Here is a 22,721-nt window from a genome sequence, read left to right on the forward strand (position 1 = left end):
TTCCCAGCGAGAGTCCAACGCACCGCTGGCGCAGTGCGAAAACTAGGATGCTGCGTACTCGCATCATCCTTTTTTTTGGGCGGATGCTCTTCGGGCTCCTCGGCAATGCTTGCCACGGCTCGGCACCTCTACAACGCCTCGCCCTCGGACTCCCACACATTTCGTCCGGAATTCAGCTATTTGCGCGCCACTTTCGAGGGCCGCACCGTCTTTCTCGTGCTCGGAAACGTCGACCCCCACCCCGAAGGTCCTACAGAGGTCTGGTACAGCGCCTCGGGTGAAGCGGTGCGCTTGCGCCACGGGCGCCTTGTGGGAACGGCCGGCCTCGCGACGGACTGGCGCGCGGTGCGCCTGTTCAACACACCCGCCTGGCCCTCTGCCACCGCTTCCGAGCGTGCGGCAACGCGCTTTCAGCGCGAGCGCGACCTGATGCCCGGCTACCGCTCGGGCATACGCGACGACATCGAACAGCGGCCGATCGAGCCGCCCACCGACAGCATGCTCGCCGGCAGGACGGCAAGCTCGCTGCGCTGGATCGAGGAACGCAGCAGCACGCGCCCGGCTTCGGCCTCGCTGCCGCCAGCCCGCTTTGGCCTTGCCCAGGTGGGCGACAGGCTCGAAGTGGTCTATTCCGAGCAGTGCCTTTCCCGTGATCTGTGCTTGAGCTTCGAACGGTGGAATCCGTCAGTGCCAGCCGACGTTGCTTCGACAAGCGCTGGTTCATGACCCCGCCTCCGCCCGGCACGGTCATCAACCCACTTCACCTCACTCTGCTGGCCGCAGCGAGCGTGCTGATGATGTCCCCCGCCCACGCCGCATCGAGCGCCCCTGCCGACGCCGCGGAAGTGCGCCCGGGCGAGCGGCTCAGCGACTGGCTCCTGCGCCAGCCCGAGCAAGCGGCCGGCCCGGGCCTGGCGTGGCAGGTGCCGCAGGAAGTGCTCCCCCAGCAGTTCCTGAAAGACACGCTGCTGGTCGGCGTCGAAGCAGCCATCCGATCGGCCTCGCCCGAAGAACGCGCGCCGCGCGAGCGGCTCCTGGCCATGCTGAACAGCCTCCCGGCAACCGGCCGCGTGGCACTGGGCATCGTCGATCCGCGCTGGCTGCAGGCGAATCCGAAAGAAGACCCGGTGCTCAGCGAAGGCCAGCGGCTCGCCGTGCCGCCTGCCCCGCTGCGAACGGTGACCGTGGTGCAGCCGGACGGCAGCTTTTGCCGTGTGCCGCACGAAAGCGGACGCTCGGTGCTCGACTACCTCAGCGCCTGCGGGCTCGGCGGCCAGGCCGACTGGGCCTGGATCGCGCAGCCCGACGGCCGCACCGCGCGCGCCGGCATTGGGGCCTGGACCGCCGAGCCCGCCGATGAACCCTCGCCCGGCGCCTGGATCTGGGCCCCGCCGAGCCGCATGCCCGATCTGGCGAACCTGTCGGAAGGCATGATCAAGTTCCTGGCGGTGCAAGGCCCGTCGCCGCAGGAGTTCAATGCGCCCCCGGCCGCCAACGCGGCCGTGTTCGCGGCACCCACCGTCACCGGCACCCTCCCGGAGGCAGTGGCCTCGCAGCCGCTCCCGCTCCAGATCAGCGGCAACGACTGGGGCGAAACCGGCCTGCTGCAAACGCCCACGGCCCGCATGGGGCTGGCCGGCGACATGCGCACCTCGCTCACGTCGATCTGGCCCTACACGCGGCTGAACTTCATGTTCCAGCCGCTGGACTGGCTGGAAGCGGGCTTTCGCTACACGTCGATCTCCAACCGCGCGTACACAGCCAGCACCACCGGCCAGTCGAACAAGGACAAGAGCATCGACATCAAGCTGCGGCTGCTTAAGGAAAGCGCCCACGTGCCCGAGCTTGCGCTGGGCTTTCGCGACCTTGGCGGTACCGGCCTTTTCTCCGGCGAGTACCTGGTGGCCAGCAAGCGCTGGCACGACTTCGATTTCAGCCTTGGCATCGGGTGGGGCTACCTGGGCACGAGCGGCAACATCAGCAACCCCTTCAAGCTGCTGGGCAGCCGCTTCGACACCCGCACCAGCGCGAGCAGCAATCAGGCCCGTTTCGGCTCCTTCTTCCGTGGCCCGGCCGCCCTCTTTGGCGGCGTGCAGTGGCGCACCCCGTGGGAGCCGCTCACGCTCAAGCTCGAGTACGACGGCAACGACTACCAAAGCGAGCCGCAGAACAACAACCAGCGCCAGCGCTCGCCCTTCAACATCGGCCTCGCGTACCGCGTGTCGCCCAAGGTCACGCTGTCCGCCGGCTTCGAGCGTGGCGACAAGTTCATGATTGGCCTTACGCTGGCAAGCAACCTGGCGGCGTCGCAGTCGCCCAAGCCGGCCGACCGGCCGCTGCCGGAATTCAGGCCCCAGGCGGCCGAGCGCTCGCCCGGCTGGGCGGCAACCGCGGCAGAGATCGAGGCACTGACCGAGTGGACCGTCGAGCGCATTGCGCCCAAGGACGACGTGCTGCATGTGTGGGTGAGCGACAGCAACACCGTCTACCGCACCGCGCGCGTGGAAAAAGCCATTGCGGTGCTCCACCACGATGCGCCGGACACCATCAAGAGCTTTGTCTTTCATTACTCCGAGCGCGGCCTCGCAGTGCATGCACAGGCCATCGATCGCGCCGAATGGGTGGCCGTGCGCATCCAGGCCCTGCCGCCGCATGCCGCGCGCGCCGTGTCCAAACGCGACTACGAACCCGAACTGGCCCGGCCCGACGACAAGAGCAACACTGCCGAAAGCGGCGCTGCCACCAAGACTGCCGCCACCGAGACGCAGGCCCCTTGGGTGCGCCCCCGCGACAAGCTCACCTTTGGCATTGCGCCGAGCTATGGCCAGATCGTTGGCGGGCCGGACGCGTTTCTTTTGTACCAGCTCGGCATTCAGGCCACAGCCGAATACCGCTTTACCCCGCGCACGTGGCTCAGCGGCGCGGTGAACCTGCGCCTGGCCGACAACTACGACAAGTTCACCTACACCGCGCCCAGCGACCTGCCGCGCGTGCGCACCTACCAGCGCGAGTACGTCACCTCCAAGCGCTTCACCATTCCCTCGCTGCAGCTCACGCACGTGGGGCAGATGTCGAGCAACCACTACTACAGCATGTATGGCGGCCTGCTCGAATCCATGTTTGCCGGCGTCGGCGCCGAATGGATGTACCGGCCGGCGCGCTCGCCGGTGGCCTTTGGCGTCGACATCAACCGCGTGCGGCAGCGCGACTTCAACCAGGACTTTGGCCTGCGCGACTACAAGGTGACCACCGGCCACGCCACCCTGTATTGGGACACCGGCTGGAACGGCGTCATGGCAAAGATCAGTGCGGGCCAGTACCTTGCGGGCGACCGCGGCGTGACGCTTGAAGTGATTCGCCGCTTTGACAACGGTTTTGTGCTTGGCGCTTATGCAACCAAGACCAACGTCTCTTCCGCGCGGTTTGGCGAAGGCGATTTCGACAAGGGCATTTATCTTTCGATTCCGCTGGATGCGCTGCTGCCCCGGTCGAGCAAGTTTGCTCTGAGCTTTGCATGGTCGCCGCTCACGCGCGATGGCGGCGCCCGCCTGGGCCGCAGCAATACCCTTTATGAACTGACCTCCGTGCGCGACAGGGGCGCCTTCAACTTTGCGCCGCCGGAAGACAAAAAGCCTCGTGCCGGAGACAACATCTTGAATTTCGATCGCAGCCCATGAACTCCGTTCTTGTCGTTTGCATAGGCAACATCTGCCGAAGCCCGATGGCCGAAGCCCTGCTCGCCGAGGCCCTGCCGCAGATCACCGTGTCTTCGGCCGGCACAGGTGCGTTGATTGGCCACCCTGCGGACCCTATTGCCCAGGCGTTGATGGCCGAGCGAGGGCTCGACCTTGGCTACCACCGCGCGCGCCAGATCACCCAATCCATTTGCGTTGAGGCCGACCTGATCCTCACCATGGACGAAGGTCAGCGCCGACACATCGAGAACAACTATCCGCTGACGCGCGGCAGGGTCTTTCGCCTTGCCGAAACCGCCAAGCTCAATATTCCCGACCCCTACCGCATGGGTCAGGAAGCCTTCGAGCACGCACTCCAACTCATCGACTCTGGCGTCAAGACCTGGGCCGAACGCATTCGGCAATTCAAATGAACACTCCTGCTGTCACCACTTCCAACGCCGCGCGCGCCGGCCAGCCTGCCGCGGCCTCGACTGCAGCGACGTACGACGACGACATCAACCTGTCGGAATGGATCGACATCCTGATCGACCGCAAGTGGCTGGTTGCGGCCGTCACTGCGCTAGCGCTAGTGCTCGGTGTGGCCTATGCGCTGGTGTCCACCCCTATCTACCAGTCCAACTTGCTGGTTCAGGTCGAGGACGCTGCACCCGATGCGAAGGGCTTCCTTGGCGAGGCGTCCAGCCTCTTCGATGTAAAGACCCCTGCCAGCGGTGAGATCCAAGTCATCCGCTCGCGCATGGTGCTTGGGGCGGCAGTAGAAAAAACACACTTCTATATCGATGCTAGCCCACGCTACCTGCCGGTGCTCGGCACTTGGCTGGCTCGGCGGGCCGACGGGCTTTCAAATCCTGGCTTTTTTGGCATTGGTGGATATGTGAATGGCAACGAAAGCATCGGCGTTGCCCGCTTCGACGTGCCGCCGGAGCTTGAAGATGACGAGCCCTTCATGATCACCGCGCAAGGCGAAGGCAAATACACGCTGACGCACGAAGCACTGAAACGGCCACTGATCGGCACTGTCGGCCAGCCACTGCACCAGGCGCTTGAAGACGGTGCCATCGACCTGCTCATCGACAAACTCGAAGGCAAGCCCGGCGCGCAATTTGTCGTGTCGCGCGCCTCGCAGCTGCGCACTATCGAGGACCTGCAAAAGCGCCTGCAGCTCGGCGAACAGGGCAAGCAATCGAACGTGATCAGCGTGGTATTGGAAGACAGCGACCGCGACCGACTCTCCCGTATCCTCAATGCCATTGGCGAGCAGTACGTGCAGCAAAACGTCGAGCGCAAGGCGGCCGAAGCGCAGAAGACGCTGGTCTTCCTGGACGAGCAGTTGCCTGAGTTCAAGCGCCAGCTCGAAGCCTCTGAAGACGCCTACACGCACTTTCGCAACAAGAACGGCACCGTGGCCTTCGACGAAGAAGCCAAGGGCGTGCTGGCCCAGACCATCGAGCTGCAGACCAAGCTGCTCGAAGCCCAGCAGAAGCGCCGCGAACTGGTCGCGCACTTTGCCGACGCCAACCTGCGTGTGAAGACCATCGATGGGCAGATTGCCGCCATCGAAAAAGAGATTGGCGGCCTCAACGCACGCGTAAGCCGCATGCCCACGCTGCAGCAAGATGCGCTGCGCCTCGAGCGCGACGTGCGGGTGAACAGCGGCCTTTACCAGTCGCTGCAAAACAATGCACTGCAACTGCGCCTAGTGAAAGAAGGCAAGACCGGCAATGTGCGCCTGCTCGACAAGGCTGTGAAGCCGAAGAAGCCGGTCAAGCCGCAGAAGCTGCTGATCGTGGCGCTGGCGCTGGTGCTGGGCCTCTTGGCCGGCGCGGCACTGGCCCTCATGCGCAGTTGGTTCTTCAGGGGCATTCAGGATCCACAGGAGATCGAGGCGCACACCGGCCTGTCGGTCTATTCAGTAGTGCCCTTCACGCCTGAACAGATGGCCCTCGACCAAAGCATTGCCGCAGGTGCCAAGGGCATTCAGCTGCTGGCGGTGACCCACCCGGACAGCCCATCCATCGAGGCATTGCGTAGCCTGCGCATTGCGCTGCAATTTGCCACACTGGAAGCCGGCAACAACCGCGTGCTCATTACCGGTGCAACGCCGGGCATTGGCAAGAGCTTTGTTTCGGGCAACTTTGCCGCCATCATGGCCCATGCCGGCAAGCGGGTGCTGCTGATCGACGCCGACATGCGCAAAGGCCACTTGAACAAGCAGTTTGGCCTGCCTCGCGAGAACGGCCTCTCGGAACTGTTGGCCGGCGAGCTTTCGGCACAGCAGGCGATCCGCCCGCAGGTGCTGCCCAACCTCGACGTGCTGACCACCGGGAAGCTGCCGACCAATCCGGCTGACATGCTGATGTCGGAAAGCTTCGTGCGCCTGCTCGACGTGCTGTCCGCGCAATATGAATTGGTCGTCATCGACACGCCGCCAGTGCTGGTGGCCGCCGACACGGCCGCGGTGGCGCCGTACATGGGCGCGGTGCTGCTGGTGGCACGCGCGGATCAAACCCAGCTTGGCGAACTCAACGAAAGCGCCAAGCGCCTTTCACACGGTGGCAAGGCAGTCAGTGGCGTGATCTTCAACGGCATTGACCTGACGCGGCGCCACTATGGCAGCCAAGGGTACCGCTACGGCGGCTACAGGTACACGAAGTACAAGTACAACGAGTAAAGCCGCGGGTCAGAAGTCGGGTTGTATGGTGCCGGGGCATCCCCGGCGCTCCAACAAAAGACCGGATTAGACTGGAGCGAGCACCGAAGGCGAGGCTGCAGCAACTGGGGCCGCGGCACCGGGCGTGCTTGCAACCGGTGCCAGCAGCGCCCCACTCTGGCGCTCACGCTCCAGGTGCACCCAGTCGACCACTTCCGCATGCGGCCGGTAGCCGCCCAGAAGCTGCTGCAGCTTGCGCTTGATCGCGGGCACGTCGTTGAGCGCAAGCAGTGTGCGAAGCTCATCGATCTGTGTCGCCAGCTCTGCCCACGGCGGGCAGGCTTCATGCGCCTTCATCACGCGCGGATGCGCGGTGGGCATGGCGTTGTCGCCAATCAGCAGTTCTTCATACAGCTTTTCGCCGGGACGCAGGCCGGTGATCAACAACTCGATGTCACCTTCCGGGTTGCGCGCGTCGCACACTGTGCGCCCCGACAGTTCCACCAACCGGCGCGCCAGGTCGATGATGCGCACCGGCGCGCCCATTTCAAGCACAAACACATCACCGCCCTCGGCCATGGCACCGGCCTGGATCACCAACTGGGCCGCCTCGGGAATGGTCATGAAATAGCGCGTGATGTCTTCGTGCGTGAGCGTGATGGGCCCGCCCGCTTCGATTTGCTGGCGAAACAGCGGCACCACCGAGCCACTGGAGCCCAGCACATTGCCGAAGCGCACCATCGAAAAGCAGGTGCGCGGCTTCTGCTGGGCCAGGCCCTGCAGCGTCATCTCGGCCAGGCGCTTGCTTGCGCCCATGATGTTGGTCGGCCGCACCGCCTTGTCGGTGCTGACCAGCACAAACTGGCTGACGCCGTTGTCCCGCGCCGCCAATGCCGTTGTGAGCGTGCCCAGCGTGTTGTTGATGAGGCCTTCTACGGGGTTGTGCTCCACCAGCGGCACATGCTTGTAGGCCGCGGCGTGGTAGACCGTATTGGGCCGCCACACGCTCATGATCTGGCGCATGCGCACGGCATCGCTCACCGATGCCAGCAGCGGCACCACGCTGAGCGCCGGTGCTTGTTGCTCAAGCTCGCGGTGAATGGCGTAGAGCGCATATTCGCTCCATTCCACCAGCAGCAGCGCCGAGGGCCTCAACTGCGCAATCTGGCGGCACAGTTCGCTGCCAATGGAACCACCTGCGCCGGTGATCAGCACCACCTTGCCACGCACGTGGCGATGCAGCAGATGTTCGACCGGCGCCACCGGGTCGCGGCCCAGCAGGTCTTCGATGTCGACTTCCATCAAATCCTTGACCTGCACCCTGCCCTGCGCCAGATCGGCCATGCCAGGGAGCGTGCGCACGTGCAGGTGCAGCGACAAGAGTTCGTTCAAAATTTGCGCCCTGCGGCCTTGCGAGACCGACGGCAGCGCCAGCAGCACGTCGGTGATGCCCTCGGCGGCAGCGTGGGCCTTGAGCCAGGACGGCGGATCGATGGGCAGCCCATTGAGCGTGCTGCCCTGCAATTGCACCGAATCGTCGACAAATCTCCGCACCACCATCTCCGGGCTGTGCGCGAGCGCCGCGGCCAACTGGCGGCCGGCCTTGCCAGCACCGTAGATCACCACCTGCGGCAGCGCCTTGCCACGCAGCACCTGCGAGTAAAGGCCGCCCAACCAATAGCGCGCCAAGAGGCGCGAAGCGCCCACCGTGAACAGCAGCAGCGCAGGCACCAAGAGGCCCACCGTGCGCGGAACGCCTTCGACGCCGAACGCGGTAAATATGAGGACATAACCCACGCTGAACAGGGAGCAGGCGCGCGCGACAGCCATCAGCGCCGCGCTGCCGGCATAGCGAAAGATTGCACGGTACAGGCCCGAGACCACGAACAGCGGCAGCGCCAGCATGACCGCGCCGGCTACCGCCAGCCAATGCGCACCCGTCAGCTCAATCCACCGCTCGTAGCGCAGGCTGAGGGCCAGCCACACGCACAGTACACACAGGCCGGTGTCCACCAACAAGGCCAACACCCGTTTTACGGGTCGCGGCAGTGCCAACACGGGCTGAGCCATACGATCGATCATGCAGACCCCCTGGAAAAATGGTCGTCAAACCGGCAATGCTGTGAATCCATCATTGCGCCCCCGGCTCCGCGGGGCGCCGGCGCTCCAGCAAAAACGCCAAGCCGGCGCCCAATAGCAGCCCCACCCAATCGGCCAGCAGATCGATAGCCTCGGCAACGCGATCGGGCGTGAACGATTGAAGCAGTTCGATGAGCCCGCCATAGGCCAGCAATGCGGTCAGGACGATGGCCGTGCGCCCCGGCCAAGCCCATTGACCCAGCAGCCCCAACACGGCAAAACCCAAGGCATGGTTGGCTTTGTCCCAGCCGGTGGTAGGCAAGGCTAGTGAGGACGGCGCCAGGCTCAACACCAGCAGCACGAGCATGGCCAGCGCCAGTAGCCACCGCCAGATCGCGGCTCCAGGCTTAGGCAACCAACTGCGCGCAGTGTGCAAGCTCATGCGGCGCTCGCTTCTTTCAATACCCGCTTGATGGCCACACAGCTGGACTCGATCTCAGCGGCCGTCAGCGTGGGATGCACCAGGAACATGATGCTGGTTTCGCCCAGGGCACGTGCTACCGGCAGACGCTCGGCCGGCCGCCAGCCGGTGCCGTCGAAAGCCTTTTCAAGGTACACCTCCGAGCATGAGCCTTGATAGCAAGGCACGCCCTGGGCCTGGATGGCATTCACGATGTGATCACGGTTCCAACCGGGTGCCAGCCGCTCGGGCTGCACATAGACATAGCATTTGTAGTGCGCATGCACGCTGTCTTCAGGCAGCTCTGGCACGCGCACTGTTGCGTAGGGCCGGCAGGCCGCCCACAGCGCTTCTGCATGGCGCGTGCGCTGCACCGTCCACTCGGTCATGCGGCGCAATTGAATACGGCCGATGACGGCCTGCATCTCGAGCATGCGCCAGTTGGTGCCAAAGCTTTCATGCAACCAGCGGAAGCCCAGCGGGTGCTCGCGGTTGAACACCGCGTCGTGGCTCTTGCCGTGGTCCTTGTATTCCCACATGGCGCGCCACAGCGATTCGTCGTTGGTGGTGACCATGCCGCCCTCGCCGCCCGTGGTCATGATCTTGTCCTGGCAAAAAGACCAGGCACCCACATGCCCGATGGAACCGACCGGCCGGCCCTTGTCGTACGCGCCATGCGCCTGAGCGCAGTCTTCAATGACCTTGAGGCCATGCTGTTCGGCCAGCGCCATGATCGGATCCATGTCGCAGGGCCAACCGGCCAGGTGCACGCAGATGACCGCGCGCGTGCGCGGCGTGAGCACCCGCGTAATGGTTGCCGCCGAGAGGTTGCCGCTTTCGGCATCGACATCCGCAAACACCGGCGTGGCCCCCGCATTGACCACGCACGACACGCTTGCCATGAAGGTGCGCGGCGTCACCACCACTTCGTCGCCCGGGCCAATGCCCAGCGCCTTCAGCGCCACATCGAGCGCCAGCGTGCCATTGGCCAGCGCCACCGCATGCGTGGTGCCCGACCACGAGGCGAACTCTTTTTCGAACTCCCGGCACTCTTGCCCGGTCCAGTAGTTGACCTTGTTGGAGAGCAGCACGCGCTGCACGGCTTCGGCCTCTTCGGCGGTGAAGCTGGGCCAGGGAGAGAACGAGGTATTCAGCACAATCAACCTTTGGGAGAAAAGAGACGAGCCGGATTGCCTACCACCGTGGCGCCGGCCGGCACGTCGCGCGTAACCACGGCGCCCATGCCGACCACGGCACCGCGCCCAATGACAAGAGGCTTTCCGGGCTGGCCCTGCTTGATGACGGCGCCCGAGCCGATATAGGCGTGGTCTTCGATGACCACATTGCCGTTGCACTTGGCACTCGGCGCAAACGTGACGAAATCGCCGATCACGCAGTCGTGCTCGACATAGCTGTAAAGGTTGGCGTGAAAGTGCCGACCGATTCGAATGTTGGAAGTGATGGTGACGAACGGGCTGAGAGCCGCGCCTTCGCCCAGTACCACGTCGTCCATGCGCACCACGTTGTCCGCGCTCACCGTCCAGGGGCGCACGCCATCTGCATGGCAACGCACGGCCAACTGCTCGCGCACCTTGCTGTTGGCAATGGCCAGCACGGCGTAACGCTCGCTCGCCTCTTCTTGCAGAAATTCCACGTAGCGCAGCACCCGCTGGCCATTGACCACTGCTGCCGCGGGAGCGTCGTCTATGAAAACAAGCCGCGCCTCGGCGATGCCCTGCCGCGCCAGTTGCGCGCGCGCCAGCGGCATTACGCCCCGGCCGCAGCCGCTGGCACCGTAGACGGCGAACAAGGGCTGTGTCACGACTCACCTCCAGGCGAGGCGGCAGCAGAGCCGGTGAAACGTGGCATGGTCGCCTCGCCTGCCGCAGAGATCCCATCGCGCATCAGCACCTTGCGCACCGTGAGCCACAGTATCTTGATGTCGAGCCACAGCGTGCGGTTGTCGACGTACCAGACGTCGAGCTTGAACTTTTCTTCCCAGCTCAGCGCGTTGCGGCCATTGACCTGCGCCCAACCGGTGATGCCGGGGCGCACGTCATGGCGTCGCGCTTGCTCCGCCGAGTACAGCGGCATGTATTCCGTCAACAAGGGGCGCGGTCCCACCAAGCTCATTTCGCCCTTGAGGACATTCCATAGCTCGGGCAGCTCATCGAGGCTGCTCGAACGCAGGAAGCGGCCGAATGGCGTGAGCCGCTCGACATCAGGCAACAACTGCCCGTTGGCGTCGCGCGCGTTTGTCATGGTGCGGAACTTGACCAGTTCGAAAGACCGCCCTCCTCGCCCCGGCCGTACTTGACGGAAAAAGGCCGGCTTGCCGAGCTTGCGGCTTACTTGCCAGGTCAAGAATGCAAGAGGGATGGCAAGCAGCAGCAATGCCGCCGCGGCCAAGAAGACATCAAACACGCGCTTCACGTCGAACGTCCTTGCGGCACCCAGCCGATTGAAGAGCGCGCCGAAACGCTCGACGCCGATTTGCAGCGACAGATGTTCGCGATAGTGGCGTTGGGCTTTCGCTCCCATTTCAGCCAGGGCCTCCGGGGCCATGGCCGCCAAAGCTTCGGCGGAGGCCGCCAACAACTGCGGATCTTCAGACGCAGCGACTACCCCGCCAGCAGACTCGCGCACCAGACTGGCAGCATCGCCATCTACCGCCATCAACAAAGGCTTGCCGGCCGCCATGTAGGCCTGGGTCTTTGAGGGGATGGTGATTTCGAACAGCGGGTCTTTGCGCAGATGCACCAGCAAGGCATCGGCCGCGTTCAGCAGAGTTCCAACTTCGGCCATTGGCACCGGCGGCAAGAACACCACATTGCCCAGGTGCAGGTCCGCAGCCCGCTCGACAAGACGACTCACCTCCACGCCGCCGCCCAGCAACACAAAGCAAACACGCGACCCGCGTTGCTGCAGCAGCACAGCCGCGTTCAAAACGGCATCGAGCGCCTGTGCCTTGCCCATGTTCCCGGCAAACAGGATGCGGAACTTCTCTTCCGTTGGAAACGCTGCTGGCAATTGACCGCTAGGCGCCTTCAACGAAGCCTCGTCGGCCCAGTTGTAGATCACATCTATCTTTGCTTCAGGCACACCGCGCTGCACCAGCAGCTTCTTGAAGCCGGGCGAAAGCACCGCAATGTGATCTACACGCTTGTAGACCCATTGGCAGACCGATGCCACGATGCCCAGAGCCCGGTTGTTGTTGAGCATGCCGGTTGCGCGCAAGGTGTCCGGCCACATGTCCTGGATGTCATAGACGACAGGAATGCGGCGGAGAAGGCGAATCAACCCAGCCGCCACACCCACCGTCAGCGGCGGGTGGTAGGCATACATCACCGCTGGGCGCTTGGCAAAAAACAAGCCATAGACGAACGCGGAGGCTGCGAAGCTCGCGTAGTTCAACACACGCTTGATGGCGGACTGGCCGTGGTCGGGGTATAGCGGCAAGCGAGTGACCTGCACGCCATCTATCACTTCGCGCTGCAGCCACTTGATGCGGTAGCCGGGGTACACCTTTCCACCCGGGTAGTTTGGAAAGCCTGTCACCACCTCTACCTCGAAGCCCTGCCGCACGAGCTCGCGCGCGAACACAATGCCCTTGAAGGTTGGTTCGGGATCGAACCATTGCGTCAGCAGCAATACACGAGTGGCCATGGGATCAGTACTTCTTCCACACGACCCGGTTCACGTAGTCGGTGTAGCTGTGAATGATGCGCAGCACCTTGTCCGAGACATTCGGCATGCTGTAGTCCGCAACCTGGCGCAAGCCGCGCAGCTCTCCGCGAGGCTGGGTGTTGAGGATGGCCAAGCCTTGGCGCACCCGAGCCACCTCTAGCCCCACCATCATTACCGCGCCCTCTTCCATTCCTTCGGGCCGCTCGTGCGCCTCGCGCAGGTTGAGCGCCGGAAAGTTGAGGATGGACGACTCTTCATTGATGGTGCCGCTGTCTGAAAGAACCGCGCGGGCAGACATCTGCAGCTTGACGTAGTCGTGAAAGCCAAGAGGCTTCAGCAGGCGGACATTGGCATGAAAGCAAGCGCCCGTCGCGTCGATGCGCTTTTGGGTACGCGGGTGCGTTGAGACAATCACCGGCAATCCATGATCTTCAGCCACTGCGTTGAGCACATCGACCAGCTTTGCAAAGGACTGGGGAGACTCGATGTTCTCCTCGCGGTGGGCGCTCACCACAAAGTATTGGCCTGCCTCAAGGCTCAGCCGCGTGAGCACATCGGATGCATCGATGTTCGAACGGTAGTGCGACAACACCTCGAACATCGGACTGCCAGTCTTGATGACCAGGTCTGGCGGCAGCCCCTCACGCAGCAGGTAATCACGGGCGATGGTGCTGTAGGTGAGATTCACATCGGCCGTGTGGTCCACGATGCGCCGGTTGGTTTCTTCCGGCACGCGTTGGTCGAAGCAGCGGTTGCCGGCCTCCATGTGAAAGATCGGAATCTTGCGCCGCTTGGCTGGGATGACTGAGAGGCAGCTGTTGGTGTCGCCCAGCACCAGCATTGCCTCGGGCTGCTCCTGCCCAAGCACCTTGTCGACCGCAATGATGAGATTGCCAATGGTGTGCGCGGCACCCGTCGAATCTGCCGCACTGTTCAAGAAGTGGTCTGGCTTGCGAACGCCGAGGTCGTCGAAGAAGACCTGGTTGAGTTCGTAGTCGTAGTTCTGGCCGGTGTGAACCAACACGTGGTCGCAATGCTCGTCGAGACGCGCCAGCACTCGCGACAGGCGAATGATCTCGGGGCGCGTGCCCACCACTGTCATGACCTTGAGTTTTTTCATGGGAACAATCAGTAATCGAAGGGGCTACAGCGGGCAGGCAAAGGTGTCTGGCCGCGCCCGGTCGAACACCTCGTTGGCCCAAAGCATGACGACCATTTCTTCAGCGCCGATGTTGGTGATGTCGTGCGTCCAGCCTGGCACGGTCTCGACAATTTCAGGCTTCTCGCCCGCGGTGACCAGCTCATGTGCTTCGCCGGTCTGCATGTGCCGGAACTTGAAGCGCGCCTGCCCCTTGATGACCAGGAATTTCTCGGTCTTGCTGTGGTGGTAATGGCCGCCTCGGGTAATGCCCGGGTGCGCGGTGAAGAACGAAAACTGGCCGGCGTCCGGCGTCTTGAGCATCTCGACGAACACGCCGCGCGCGTCTCCGTATTGCGGCACCGGGTAGGCGAACGATTCGGGTGGCAAGTAGCTCACATAGGTTGAATAGAGCGCCCGCACCAGCCCCGTTCCCACGCGATCGGTCATGAGCGTGCTGCGGCTGTCCCTGAACGACTGAATTTGCCGGGCAAGCTCACCCACCGTGGTGGTGTATTGCGGCGCCACGGTGGCAAAACCATCCGCGTTTACCTGCGCATCTGCACCGTCCATTAACTGAACGAATCGTTCGATGACGTCGTCCACGTACACCAGCGTGACGGCCGCGGACGGATCGTTGATCTGGATGGGGAGCCCGCGCGAGATGTTGTGGCAGAACGTGGCGACGGCCGAGTTGTAGTTGGGCCGGCACCATTTGCCAAACACGTTGGGCAGCCGAAAGACGTGCACCGGAATGCCATGGGTGCGGGCGGCGGCCTGCAGCGTCTCTTCCGCTCCGCGCTTGCTGCGGCCATAAGGGTTGTCGAAACCCGCCTGAGTGGACGAGGTGTAGACGACAGGCACCTTCTTGCCGGTGGATTCGGCCGCGGCGCAGACGGCACGGCACAGGCTCTGTGTGAGTTCTGCGTTGCCGGTAGCAAACTCTTGTGGGTCTTGAGGGCGATTGACGCCCGCCAGGTGGAACACGAAGTCCACCCCCTGCAGCAGCGCCGGCAGTTGCTCCACGCTGTCGTCGCGGGTGAAGCAGACCACCTGCACATCTTTGCGCTCGGCCAGGTGCAGGCGCAGATTTTTGCCGATAAAACCGTCAGGCCCGGTGATCAGTATCTTCATACCTATGAGCTCCAGGCCTCCAATTCGGCTCGGATTTCAGGCAGCGTCAGCAACAAATTTTTAATGCCTGTGACATCGAGACGCTCCGCGTTGTGGGAGTGATAGTCCTCCAGCCTTGCCGTTCCCCGGTCGCCTTCGCTGAAATAAGCTTGATAATTCAAGTCACGCGCATCCATTCGAATTCGAAAATAATTCCCCATGTCATCGCTTTGCGCGAGCTCTTGCGCACTAACCAAAGTTTCGTACAATTTTTCTGCATGTCGCCACCCAATAATCTTCACCGGGTGATCGGGCAGCTTAAACAATTCCTTCAATGCAGCAACCAAATCCAAAATCGTGGCCGCAGCGGCTTTTCTTACAAATAAATCACCTTGCCGGGCATTAAGAAAGGCATGGTGCACCAACGAGACGGAATCAAGCAAAGGCATTAAAAATCGCGTCATGGTTGGCTCTGTGATGGTTATTGGCTGCCCTGCCTTTAGCTGCTTGACGAATAGCGGGATAACTGATCCACGCGAATACATAACATTGCCATATCGCACAATAGAGACCGTTGTATCACCAGTGGATCCTATTGAGCGCGCGATAGCCTGCGCCAGTTTTTCCATCATTGCCTTGGAGATACCCATTGCATTAATAGGAAAAACCGCCTTATCCGTAGAAAGACATACCAAGCTTCGAACGCCTGCAGCCACAGCGGATCGGAGCACATTTTCAGAGCCAACTATGTTGGTCCGCACAGCCTCCAGTGGAAAAAACTCACAGGATGGAACTTGCTTAAGTGCAGCCGCATGAAAGACACAGTCGACTCCATTTATGGCTCGATCAACGCTTTCGCGGTCACGGATATCTCCAATGTAAAAGCGAACCCGACCGTCCTTTAATTCATTCCGTAAGGCATCCTGCTTCTCTTCATCTCGGCTCAGCACTCGCACTTCTGAAATATCAGACTTCAATAAATCACGCAGCATCGTCTTACCAAACGAACCGGTTCCGCCGGTAATCAAAACTTTTTCCGGTTTCATATAAATATAATCAAAATCAATGACTAGCTGGACCAGCTAGCGACTGGTGAAATAAATTTCGATGAGATTCAACACTCTCATCACGGTCCTGCAAGCTCCTCGCGTACTTGGACACCCGCGCACGAAGGTTTAGCGCCTCTTGCGGCGACAATTCAACAAGCTCTTCTATTCGCGACGCAAACGCATCGGCGTCCGCGAGAGGAAAATCATTCCCCACACCTTCTACAGCCAGTCCTCGCCAAGGCGTAGTGTCCGAAATTAGTACAGGTGTCCCAGCTCCGAGTGCTTCCGCGATTACATGGCCGAAGTTCTCGCCCTTGGTCGGAAAAAAGAAAAGATCATGCTGAGCCATTACTGTGGACACACATTCAGGCGCAACGGCATCGTGCCATTCAACAGTAATGTGAGCGGCCAATGCTTCCACCAGTACTTTGCATTCATTCAAGTATGCGAGGTCTTCGGGGGGACCATAAATCCGAAAGTTCACAGGCTTTCGCACCCGAGCCAGAACTCTTAAGGCAAAGTCTAGATTTTTCTTCGGTGATATCCGAGATAGAAAAACGAGCCGAAGAGGCTCTCCAAGTGCACGAGGTGAGTGGTCAGGAGGGACCACAGGCAATCGGGTCGCTAAGTTTCGCGCGATCGCAATTTTCTTTGCGGTGGGCCCCACCGCAGCTCTAATGTCTTCAGCTTCATACTCAGTTGATGCCTGCCACATTAGTCCTCGCAAAAGGCCGCTCATCTTTGCAATGGCGGTGTATGGCCTCTTTTTCCACGCCTTGAGCGCCAGCGCACCACGTGAAAACTCCCCACGTGGTGCAATAACGACCGGTACGGAAGAACGCCGAACATGCCGCAAAGCCAACACTGGCAGCATTGAATTTTGAAATGAAAAAAAACTATTTATATACAGCAAATCATGCGGAGTTCGCTTCAATACCTTCGCGATACCAGACAATGTTTTCATCTTTGGGGAAGCGTAGTAAACCTTCGCACCGCCGACTTGCGTCCAACAATCCGCAATCACATCGGGATATGGACGAACATCACCCAAATCCCGATCACTCGTGAAAACAAAGAAATCAAACTCCCCGGAAAGATGATCTATTAGATTTGCGATACTTCTCAGAGGCCCGCCGATCTTAAATCCAGGAAGATAATGCGCAATAAAAATCAAAACAACTGGACGCATATCAATGAGCCAACTTCACTTTTCTTCCACCTGTCGAAATCTTCAAAAACATCACGACAATGAAAATAACAGCAAACAAAAATCCCGTCTGCACAATTCTCAAATTCGAAAAATGGAAGTTCGCAGAGACGTAAATCATCAAAAACAATGGAATAGGAGCAAAGCCACGCCCCCGAGCCCATCGAAGGAGCACTCCGGAAATGAGTCCTTTGAGAGAAAAGAACAACACAACACCAAAGAGTCCGAAGTTGGCATATCCGGAGCCGAAAGTCTCAGGCGGCCAAGAACTAGGATATAGCTCGTTGAAAGGCATGGGTGGCTGAACACTCCACCCTTCCACGAGCGATCTAATATAGACGCCGTCATCAATTGGAGGCAGGAAACTTGGATCTCCGCCACTCGACAATCTAATTGCCAAATCACCAAAGCCAATCCCATACCAAAACGGGCGATCGGAAAAATGATCTATTATGAATAGATAGGTATCAACGTAACTGGCATTTTGAATCGTATCCAAAAGATCCAACGAAACGTTCGACGAATCGGGTTGACTATTCAATCGAAATATCAATATTGCAACGAAAAACACTCCGAGAAAAGCATAGGCAATCACAGCCTTCAAGGACATTAATTTGAATCGCAGATTGAATACACTGGCTGCAAGCAACGAGAAAATCACCAGCATTATTGAGTTCTTGCGCCCGCCGAACAACGATAGCGCAACAAACATGACAACAACCAGAAAAACTATCCAATAGCGACTTGGCCGGCCGTCTATTGACCTTGCATAAAGTGCAAAGAAAATTGCCAAATAACTTGAGGGCAAAATAAACGCATCCAGAATTCCCGTGCCGGATAAGTTTTGGGCTCGCATGCCGATATTGGCCCAAAATTCCAACAACCCTCCTACCTGCTGCAACTTCAATGCAGAAAGCAGGAGAACCAACGCAAGAAAAAAATGCGAAAATCTTCGATAAAACCTCGTTCCCACCGGCTTGTTAAAGGAAAACACATTGAGGGCAGTTAATTTAATTCTTGCGCCGAGATAAATGCCACCAAACAGGCAAAGCATTCCGATGCAATAATAAATAATGAATACCATCAAAAGATATTCAAAGTCACCGCTTTTTAAGATCGGCTTGACGGCTGACTTTTCTCCATCCCATGCAATGACACAGAGATATGGCATTGACATGACTCCACTGATAATGGAAATCAGTTTTGCCGGATTTTTTCCTACTCCATCTCGCCTCGAATTCAGCCAAGGCAGGAGATGAACAAAACCCAGCAACAAGATCAATAGGGCCAGCATGCTAGTCCTCCACCATTCTTATAACCTTTGCTGGATTCCCCGCGACAATAGAACCCGCAGGCACGTCGCGCGTCACCAATGCGCCAGCCCCAATAATTGCGCGGTCTCCAATCTCTTTGCAACCGGGCATCACTATTGCGCGGGCGCCAATCCAAACTTCGCGCCCTATTATTTTTTGAATTGGGATAGGCTTCGAGCGGGGGTTCAAGCCATGATCGTGGCTATAGATTATTACCTGCTCCGAAATGAGTGTTTTATCCCCTATGGTTAATCCACCCGTATGGTCCAACTTCACGTCCGAGTTTATTTGTACTCCATTCCCTATCTTTAGCGTCTTTCCCGCGATTTCGGACGATGCAATCAAACCCTGGCTAATGAAACAATTCTCCCCGAATTCAACAACTCTGGGTTCGGCAACAAATATGCTGCCCTGAATCCGGCTCCCTCTTCCAAAAGACTTGCATGCGATCCGATATAAAACGGTATTTATCACCCCAGCAATATGCAGTGAGATTTTCTTGGCCAATCTAACAGGAAACAGCACTCTCCCACCCGTGTAGCTCATGCCTGGCTCCCGAGTTTGGAATTCAATCCCATCAAATTGCAAACCATCCTTGAGAAAAAACTAGAAGCAAAAAGGATCCCAACGAAAATTAACTCAATTTTTGGCTCGAAACTATAGAACACGGCAGTTAAAGCAAAGAAAGACAGAGAGCCAATCAAAGGCGACAATAGGTAATATCGTTCCTGCCTCATTGCCAGTACAGATTGCGCCAAGTAGCCAGTCACGCCAAAGAACAGCATTGCAATTGACACCATATATAACGCTTCCCGCAGACCGTTCAGATCGACACTCCCAAATGCAACGCGAAGCAAGGACTCAGGGACAATCAAAGAGAGAATCAAAAAGGCGGCCGTGGGAAGCAGCCCTTGCAAACTTCCCTCTCTAACAAGGGAAATTATTTTGTCGCGATCGCCCGCTTTGACGAGCATTCTCATTTTTGGCAAATAAGAATACCCCAGCGCACTAATTAGCAATTGAACCGGCGCAAACAAGGTCTGAGCAATTCCGACCAATCCCAACACAGAACTTGAAAATAAGAAAAACACCACGTAGCGCAGACTGTTGGAGTGCAAGCTATCAAAAAATGGAAATAGCGACGCAGACAAAGAAGGCATAAGTGCTTTGAAAAGAACACCTATTTTTGGATTTCCCTTATCTTTGTTAATTTCTTTTATTTTTCTTATGGATATCAGGTCAAAAACAATAACAGCGGCCAATGTCGTCAAGAAGGAGGCAACCGCGGCCCAACCCAATCCTCCCCCTAGGCTCCAAATGGCGATCAGAGGCAAGAAACTTGCACAGCCTCTGGCAAAAAAAGAGGTGCCTATTTTTCCAAGTCGGTTATTGTTCTGATAAAAGCCCGCGGCGACATCGCTTACATGATCGAGAGCGCGCGTGGCTAGAAGAGCAACGACTATCAGCCACTGGCTGTTTAAATTCCCGGTGCATTGCAAAGCGACGACCGTTATCGCGAGTGCCACAACTACAACAATAGCGCGGAGAATCAAAGCCGCAGCAATATCGATCCTTTTCCCTTCGTCAATCGCGATCAAGTTTCTTAAATTTAAGCCACCCACCAAACACAATGGCGTGAAAATCGCCAAGGCCAAGGTAAATGTTCCAATAAGCTCCACACCACCAGCTTGTCTCGCCAATAGAAGTATGACTAGCGCTTGCGTTAATGCCCATAGCGCCTGTCCTCCTATTATTTGCAAAGAAGTCGATTTCACCTGATTACGACCGGCAAATTATCACCCAACAGAATTCCGCCTCCTATTGACGCTCCCTCACTTTTAGGATCGAGGTGGAGCGGCGCACTTTTATTTTTAATCATTTCCGAAGACATCACGAGTGTAGAGGCGCTCGGAAACATCAGCGAGCTCTGGCACGCGGCGGTTAGCCAAAATTAAATCGGAACGCTCTTTAAAAACTCTTAGGTCGCGAATTACAGGGAAACCCAAATACTCGCCCTGCTGCAACACAGGCTCGTAGATTGATATGGATACACCTTTTTCTTTAAGTCGACCAATTATTCCTTGCACGCTGCTTTCTCTAAAATTATCACTGCCGGACTTCATGATGAGTCGATGAACTCCAACCGACCTCGGGCGCCGGCGAAGAATATCTTCGGCTATGAATTCTTGGCGAACAGTATTGGCAGTGACAATGGCGCTGATTAGAGTTTGAGGAATATCCTGATAATTGGCCAAAAGCTGCTTGGTGTCTTTTGGAAGACAATATCCGCCGTATCCAAAGCTTGGATTGTTATAGTGAAGCCCAATACGGGGATCAAGGCATACGCCGCTAATAATTTCCCGCGAATCTAGCTGGTGAGTGATGGCATAGGTATCGAGCTCATTAAAGTATGCGACCCTCATGGCCAAATACGTATTCGCGAATAACTTGATCGCCTCCGCTTCTGAGCTCTCGGTAAATAGCACCGGCACATCTTCTTTAATCGCGCCTTGCTGCAAAAGCTGAGCAAGCCGCCGCGCGGCCTCGGATTTTCCACCCACTACAATACGACTTGGGTAAAGGTTATCGTGCAGAGCTTTCCCTTCCCGCAAAAATTCCGGGGAAAATATCAGATTGCTGCAGCCAAGTTTTTCCCTTAAGTTGGCTGTGTAGCCAACCGGAACAGTTGACTTGATCACCACAGTCGCGCGCGGATTAATTGCAATCACATCTCGGACGACCGCTTCGACAGATTCCGTGTTAAAAAAATTCGTGGCTGGATCGTAATTCGTTGGCGTCGCGACCAGAACGAACTCAGCACCCAAATACGCCTGCTCCTTATCCAAGGTTGCGCGCAAATTCAGTGACTTGTTTGCGAGATAGTCCTTAACATCTGCGTCATCAATAGGCGAACACCTGTCATTAAGCATGTCGGTCTTCGACCGGATAATGTCAAGCGCTACGACTTCGTTGTGCTGAGCCAGCAAGATAGCGTTAGATATCCCAACGTACCCGGTTCCGACCACTGCTATTTTTGTATTCATTTGGGAACGACCACCATCAAGGTCGATTCAGCATTATTGGAATCGCGAATACAACCGAAGGAATTGCATCGACCGCGCGCAACCTTCCCTCCACGCCGAGAGGAGATGCGAAAATTAATAAGCCGTTGTGCATCGCCGCGACCAACCCGGGCCGCTATCAGCGGAACCGATCCGCCGTTTCGCTTCCCAGATTCACCACTTGGGCAGCCGGCAGAATCAAACTGATCACGCGGTTCCACTTCACAAGCGGCACCGGGTCGATGTAGACCACGTCTTGCGCCTCCAGGCTGAACTGCCTGGCCAGCACCATGGCGGCGGGGTTTTTGGCGTCCAGATGGAAGATCGCGGGCAAGCCGGTGGCACCCTGGCGAATCACGTAGATCTGGCCGGGGTTGGAGGTGGTGAGCACCGGCCCGCCCGCTTCGCCCAGCGCTTCGTTCAGGTTGAGGCGCCCGTTGCCGCGCACCGTCAGGGCCGACGGGCGCAAGATTTCGCCCATCACGTACACCTTGGCGTCTTCGCGGTGGCCCACGCGAACGGTGTCGCCGCTCCTCAGTGGAATGTCGTTGCCATCGCGGCCGGCTTCGCGCAGGCGCGTCAGGTTGATGTCGACGGACTTGCCATCACGAACCAGGGTCACGGCCGCAAAGTTTCCGTTTGCGGTGATGCCGCCGGCCCGGTTAATGGCCTCGGACAGCGTCATGGGCAAGTCGGTGAAGACCTGCGAGCCCGGTGCGCGCACTTCGCCTTCTACGTAGGCGCGGCGGCTTCTGAACGACTGAATGCGCACCGTCACTTGGGGCTCGCGCACCTGGGTGACGATCAACTTGGAGATGAGCTCGCCGGCCTCGGCCTCGGTGAGCCCGGCAACCCTGACGCGGCCCACATACGGAAAGGCGATTTCGCCCGACGAGTCGACGATGAAGCCCGGCGCGACGCTCACGCCCGTGGGGTCAGACTGCTGCGAGATGACTGCACCGGCATTGGGCAGCAGCTCGGGGTGGTCATACACGATGACGCCCACCACGTCTCCAGGGCCGATGGTGTAGCGCTGCGACTTGCCGAAGAGCGCCTGCACTTCCGGCGGCACGCTCTTGGGCGTCATTTTGGCCAGCGTGCGCACAAGGGCCGGCGTGATGGGGGTGATGCGGTCCTCAGGCGCTGCGTCGGGCAGGTACTGGAACTTGGGCGGCAGATCTTCCGCACTCTGGTAAGGCTCCACGGTACCCATGCCGGGCACGATGGTGCAGCCCTGGAGCAACAGGGTACCTAGACCCAGGGTA

18 protein-coding genes and 1 pseudogene are annotated in these 22,721 nt (G+C 58.9%); 4 read left to right on the plus strand and 15 right to left on the minus strand.

All coding sequences use genetic code 11. The annotated features are described in order from the left end of the window. Nucleotides 1–180 precede the first annotated feature (180 nt). From ACAM55_RS15540 to ACAM55_RS15555, 4 genes are read left to right on the plus strand one after another with little or no spacing between them, the layout of a single operon-like run. Entirely contained in the window at nt 181–726 is a 546-nt protein-coding gene (locus ACAM55_RS15540; protein ID WP_369652424.1) for a YjbF family lipoprotein, read from the plus strand. Further along, nucleotides 723–3,677: a YjbH domain-containing protein gene (locus ACAM55_RS15545; RefSeq protein ID WP_369652425.1), complete on the plus strand. Its 2,955-nt coding sequence runs from the start codon at nt 723–725 to the stop codon at nt 3,675–3,677. Before ACAM55_RS15540 ends, ACAM55_RS15545 begins: the two co-directional genes overlap by 4 nt. After that, nucleotides 3,674–4,108, plus strand: a complete 435-nt coding sequence (locus ACAM55_RS15550; RefSeq protein ID WP_369652426.1) for a low molecular weight protein-tyrosine-phosphatase — start codon at nt 3,674–3,676, stop codon at nt 4,106–4,108. The genes ACAM55_RS15545 and ACAM55_RS15550 overlap by 4 nt, the downstream gene beginning before the upstream one ends. Then, nucleotides 4,105–6,369: a polysaccharide biosynthesis tyrosine autokinase gene (locus ACAM55_RS15555; RefSeq protein WP_369652427.1), complete on the plus strand. Its 2,265-nt coding sequence runs from the start codon at nt 4,105–4,107 to the stop codon at nt 6,367–6,369. Before ACAM55_RS15550 ends, ACAM55_RS15555 begins: the two co-directional genes overlap by 4 nt. A 66-nt stretch (nt 6,370–6,435) precedes the next feature. Here the strand turns inward: ACAM55_RS15555 and ACAM55_RS15560 are convergent, their stop codons facing one another. From ACAM55_RS15560 to ACAM55_RS15630, 15 genes and pseudogenes are all read right to left on the minus strand, one after another. Further along, entirely contained in the window at nt 6,436–8,430 is a 1,995-nt protein-coding gene (locus ACAM55_RS15560) for a polysaccharide biosynthesis protein (protein WP_369652428.1), read from the minus strand. 49 nt (nt 8,431–8,479) lie between these two features. Continuing rightward, nucleotides 8,480–8,869, minus strand: a complete 390-nt coding sequence (locus ACAM55_RS15565; RefSeq protein ID WP_369652429.1) for a VanZ family protein — start codon at nt 8,867–8,869, stop codon at nt 8,480–8,482. Further along, nucleotides 8,866–10,044 (minus strand): DegT/DnrJ/EryC1/StrS family aminotransferase, encoded by a 1,179-nt coding sequence (locus ACAM55_RS15570; protein ID WP_369652430.1) that lies wholly within the window; start codon nt 10,042–10,044, stop codon nt 8,866–8,868. The genes ACAM55_RS15565 and ACAM55_RS15570 overlap by 4 nt, the downstream gene beginning before the upstream one ends. Nucleotides 10,045–10,046: 2 nt before the next feature. Then, entirely contained in the window at nt 10,047–10,655 is a 609-nt protein-coding gene (locus ACAM55_RS15575; protein ID WP_369656407.1) for a NeuD/PglB/VioB family sugar acetyltransferase, read from the minus strand. Nucleotides 10,656–10,705: 50 nt separating this feature from the next. Then, complete coding sequence (locus ACAM55_RS15580) at nt 10,706–11,320, minus strand: sugar transferase (RefSeq protein WP_369656408.1); 615 nt, start codon at nt 11,318–11,320, stop codon at nt 10,706–10,708. 150 nt (nt 11,321–11,470) lie between these two features. Continuing rightward, nucleotides 11,471–12,553, minus strand: a pseudogene (locus tag ACAM55_RS15585) (glycosyltransferase family 4 protein); the annotation flags it as partial. Nucleotides 12,554–12,557: 4 nt separating this feature from the next. Beyond that, nucleotides 12,558–13,694 carry a non-hydrolyzing UDP-N-acetylglucosamine 2-epimerase gene (wecB, locus tag ACAM55_RS15590; protein ID WP_369652431.1) on the minus strand — a complete coding sequence of 379 codons (1,137 nt, stop codon included), beginning with the start codon at nt 13,692–13,694 and terminating at the stop codon, nt 12,558–12,560. 24 nt (nt 13,695–13,718) lie between these two features. Next, on the minus strand, nt 13,719–14,846 hold the full coding sequence (locus tag ACAM55_RS15595; RefSeq protein ID WP_369652432.1) for a capsular polysaccharide biosynthesis protein CapF: 1,128 nt from the start codon (nt 14,844–14,846) through the stop codon (nt 13,719–13,721). 2 nt (nt 14,847–14,848) lie between these two features. Next, nucleotides 14,849–15,871 (minus strand): SDR family NAD(P)-dependent oxidoreductase, encoded by a 1,023-nt coding sequence (locus ACAM55_RS15600; RefSeq protein ID WP_369652433.1) that lies wholly within the window; start codon nt 15,869–15,871, stop codon nt 14,849–14,851. Nucleotides 15,872–15,887: 16 nt separating this feature from the next. Then, on the minus strand, nt 15,888–17,063 hold the full coding sequence (locus ACAM55_RS15605; protein ID WP_369652434.1) for a glycosyltransferase: 1,176 nt from the start codon (nt 17,061–17,063) through the stop codon (nt 15,888–15,890). Nucleotide 17,064: 1 nt separating this feature from the next. Continuing rightward, nucleotides 17,065–18,375, minus strand: coding sequence for an O-antigen polymerase (locus tag ACAM55_RS15610; protein ID WP_369652435.1), 1,311 nt, complete (start codon nt 18,373–18,375; stop codon nt 17,065–17,067). Nucleotide 18,376: 1 nt separating this feature from the next. Continuing rightward, nucleotides 18,377–18,940, minus strand: a complete 564-nt coding sequence (locus ACAM55_RS15615; protein ID WP_369652436.1) for a hypothetical protein — start codon at nt 18,938–18,940, stop codon at nt 18,377–18,379. Then, nucleotides 18,937–20,169: a lipopolysaccharide biosynthesis protein gene (locus ACAM55_RS15620; protein WP_369652437.1), complete on the minus strand. Its 1,233-nt coding sequence runs from the start codon at nt 20,167–20,169 to the stop codon at nt 18,937–18,939. Before ACAM55_RS15620 ends, ACAM55_RS15615 begins: the two co-directional genes overlap by 4 nt. Before the next feature lie 96 nt (nt 20,170–20,265). Continuing rightward, nucleotides 20,266–21,438, minus strand: coding sequence for a nucleotide sugar dehydrogenase (locus ACAM55_RS15625; RefSeq protein WP_369652438.1), 1,173 nt, complete (start codon nt 21,436–21,438; stop codon nt 20,266–20,268). A gap of 157 nt (nt 21,439–21,595) precedes the next feature. Further along, a complete protein-coding gene (locus tag ACAM55_RS15630; protein WP_369656409.1) occupies nt 21,596–22,669 on the minus strand; it encodes a polysaccharide biosynthesis/export family protein in 1,074 nt (357 codons plus the stop codon). Nucleotides 22,670–22,721 lie beyond the last annotated feature (52 nt).

It is taken from the genome of Variovorax sp. V213 (genome assembly GCF_041154455.1).
In the GTDB taxonomy this organism is placed as follows: Bacteria; Pseudomonadota; Gammaproteobacteria; order Burkholderiales; family Burkholderiaceae_C; genus Variovorax.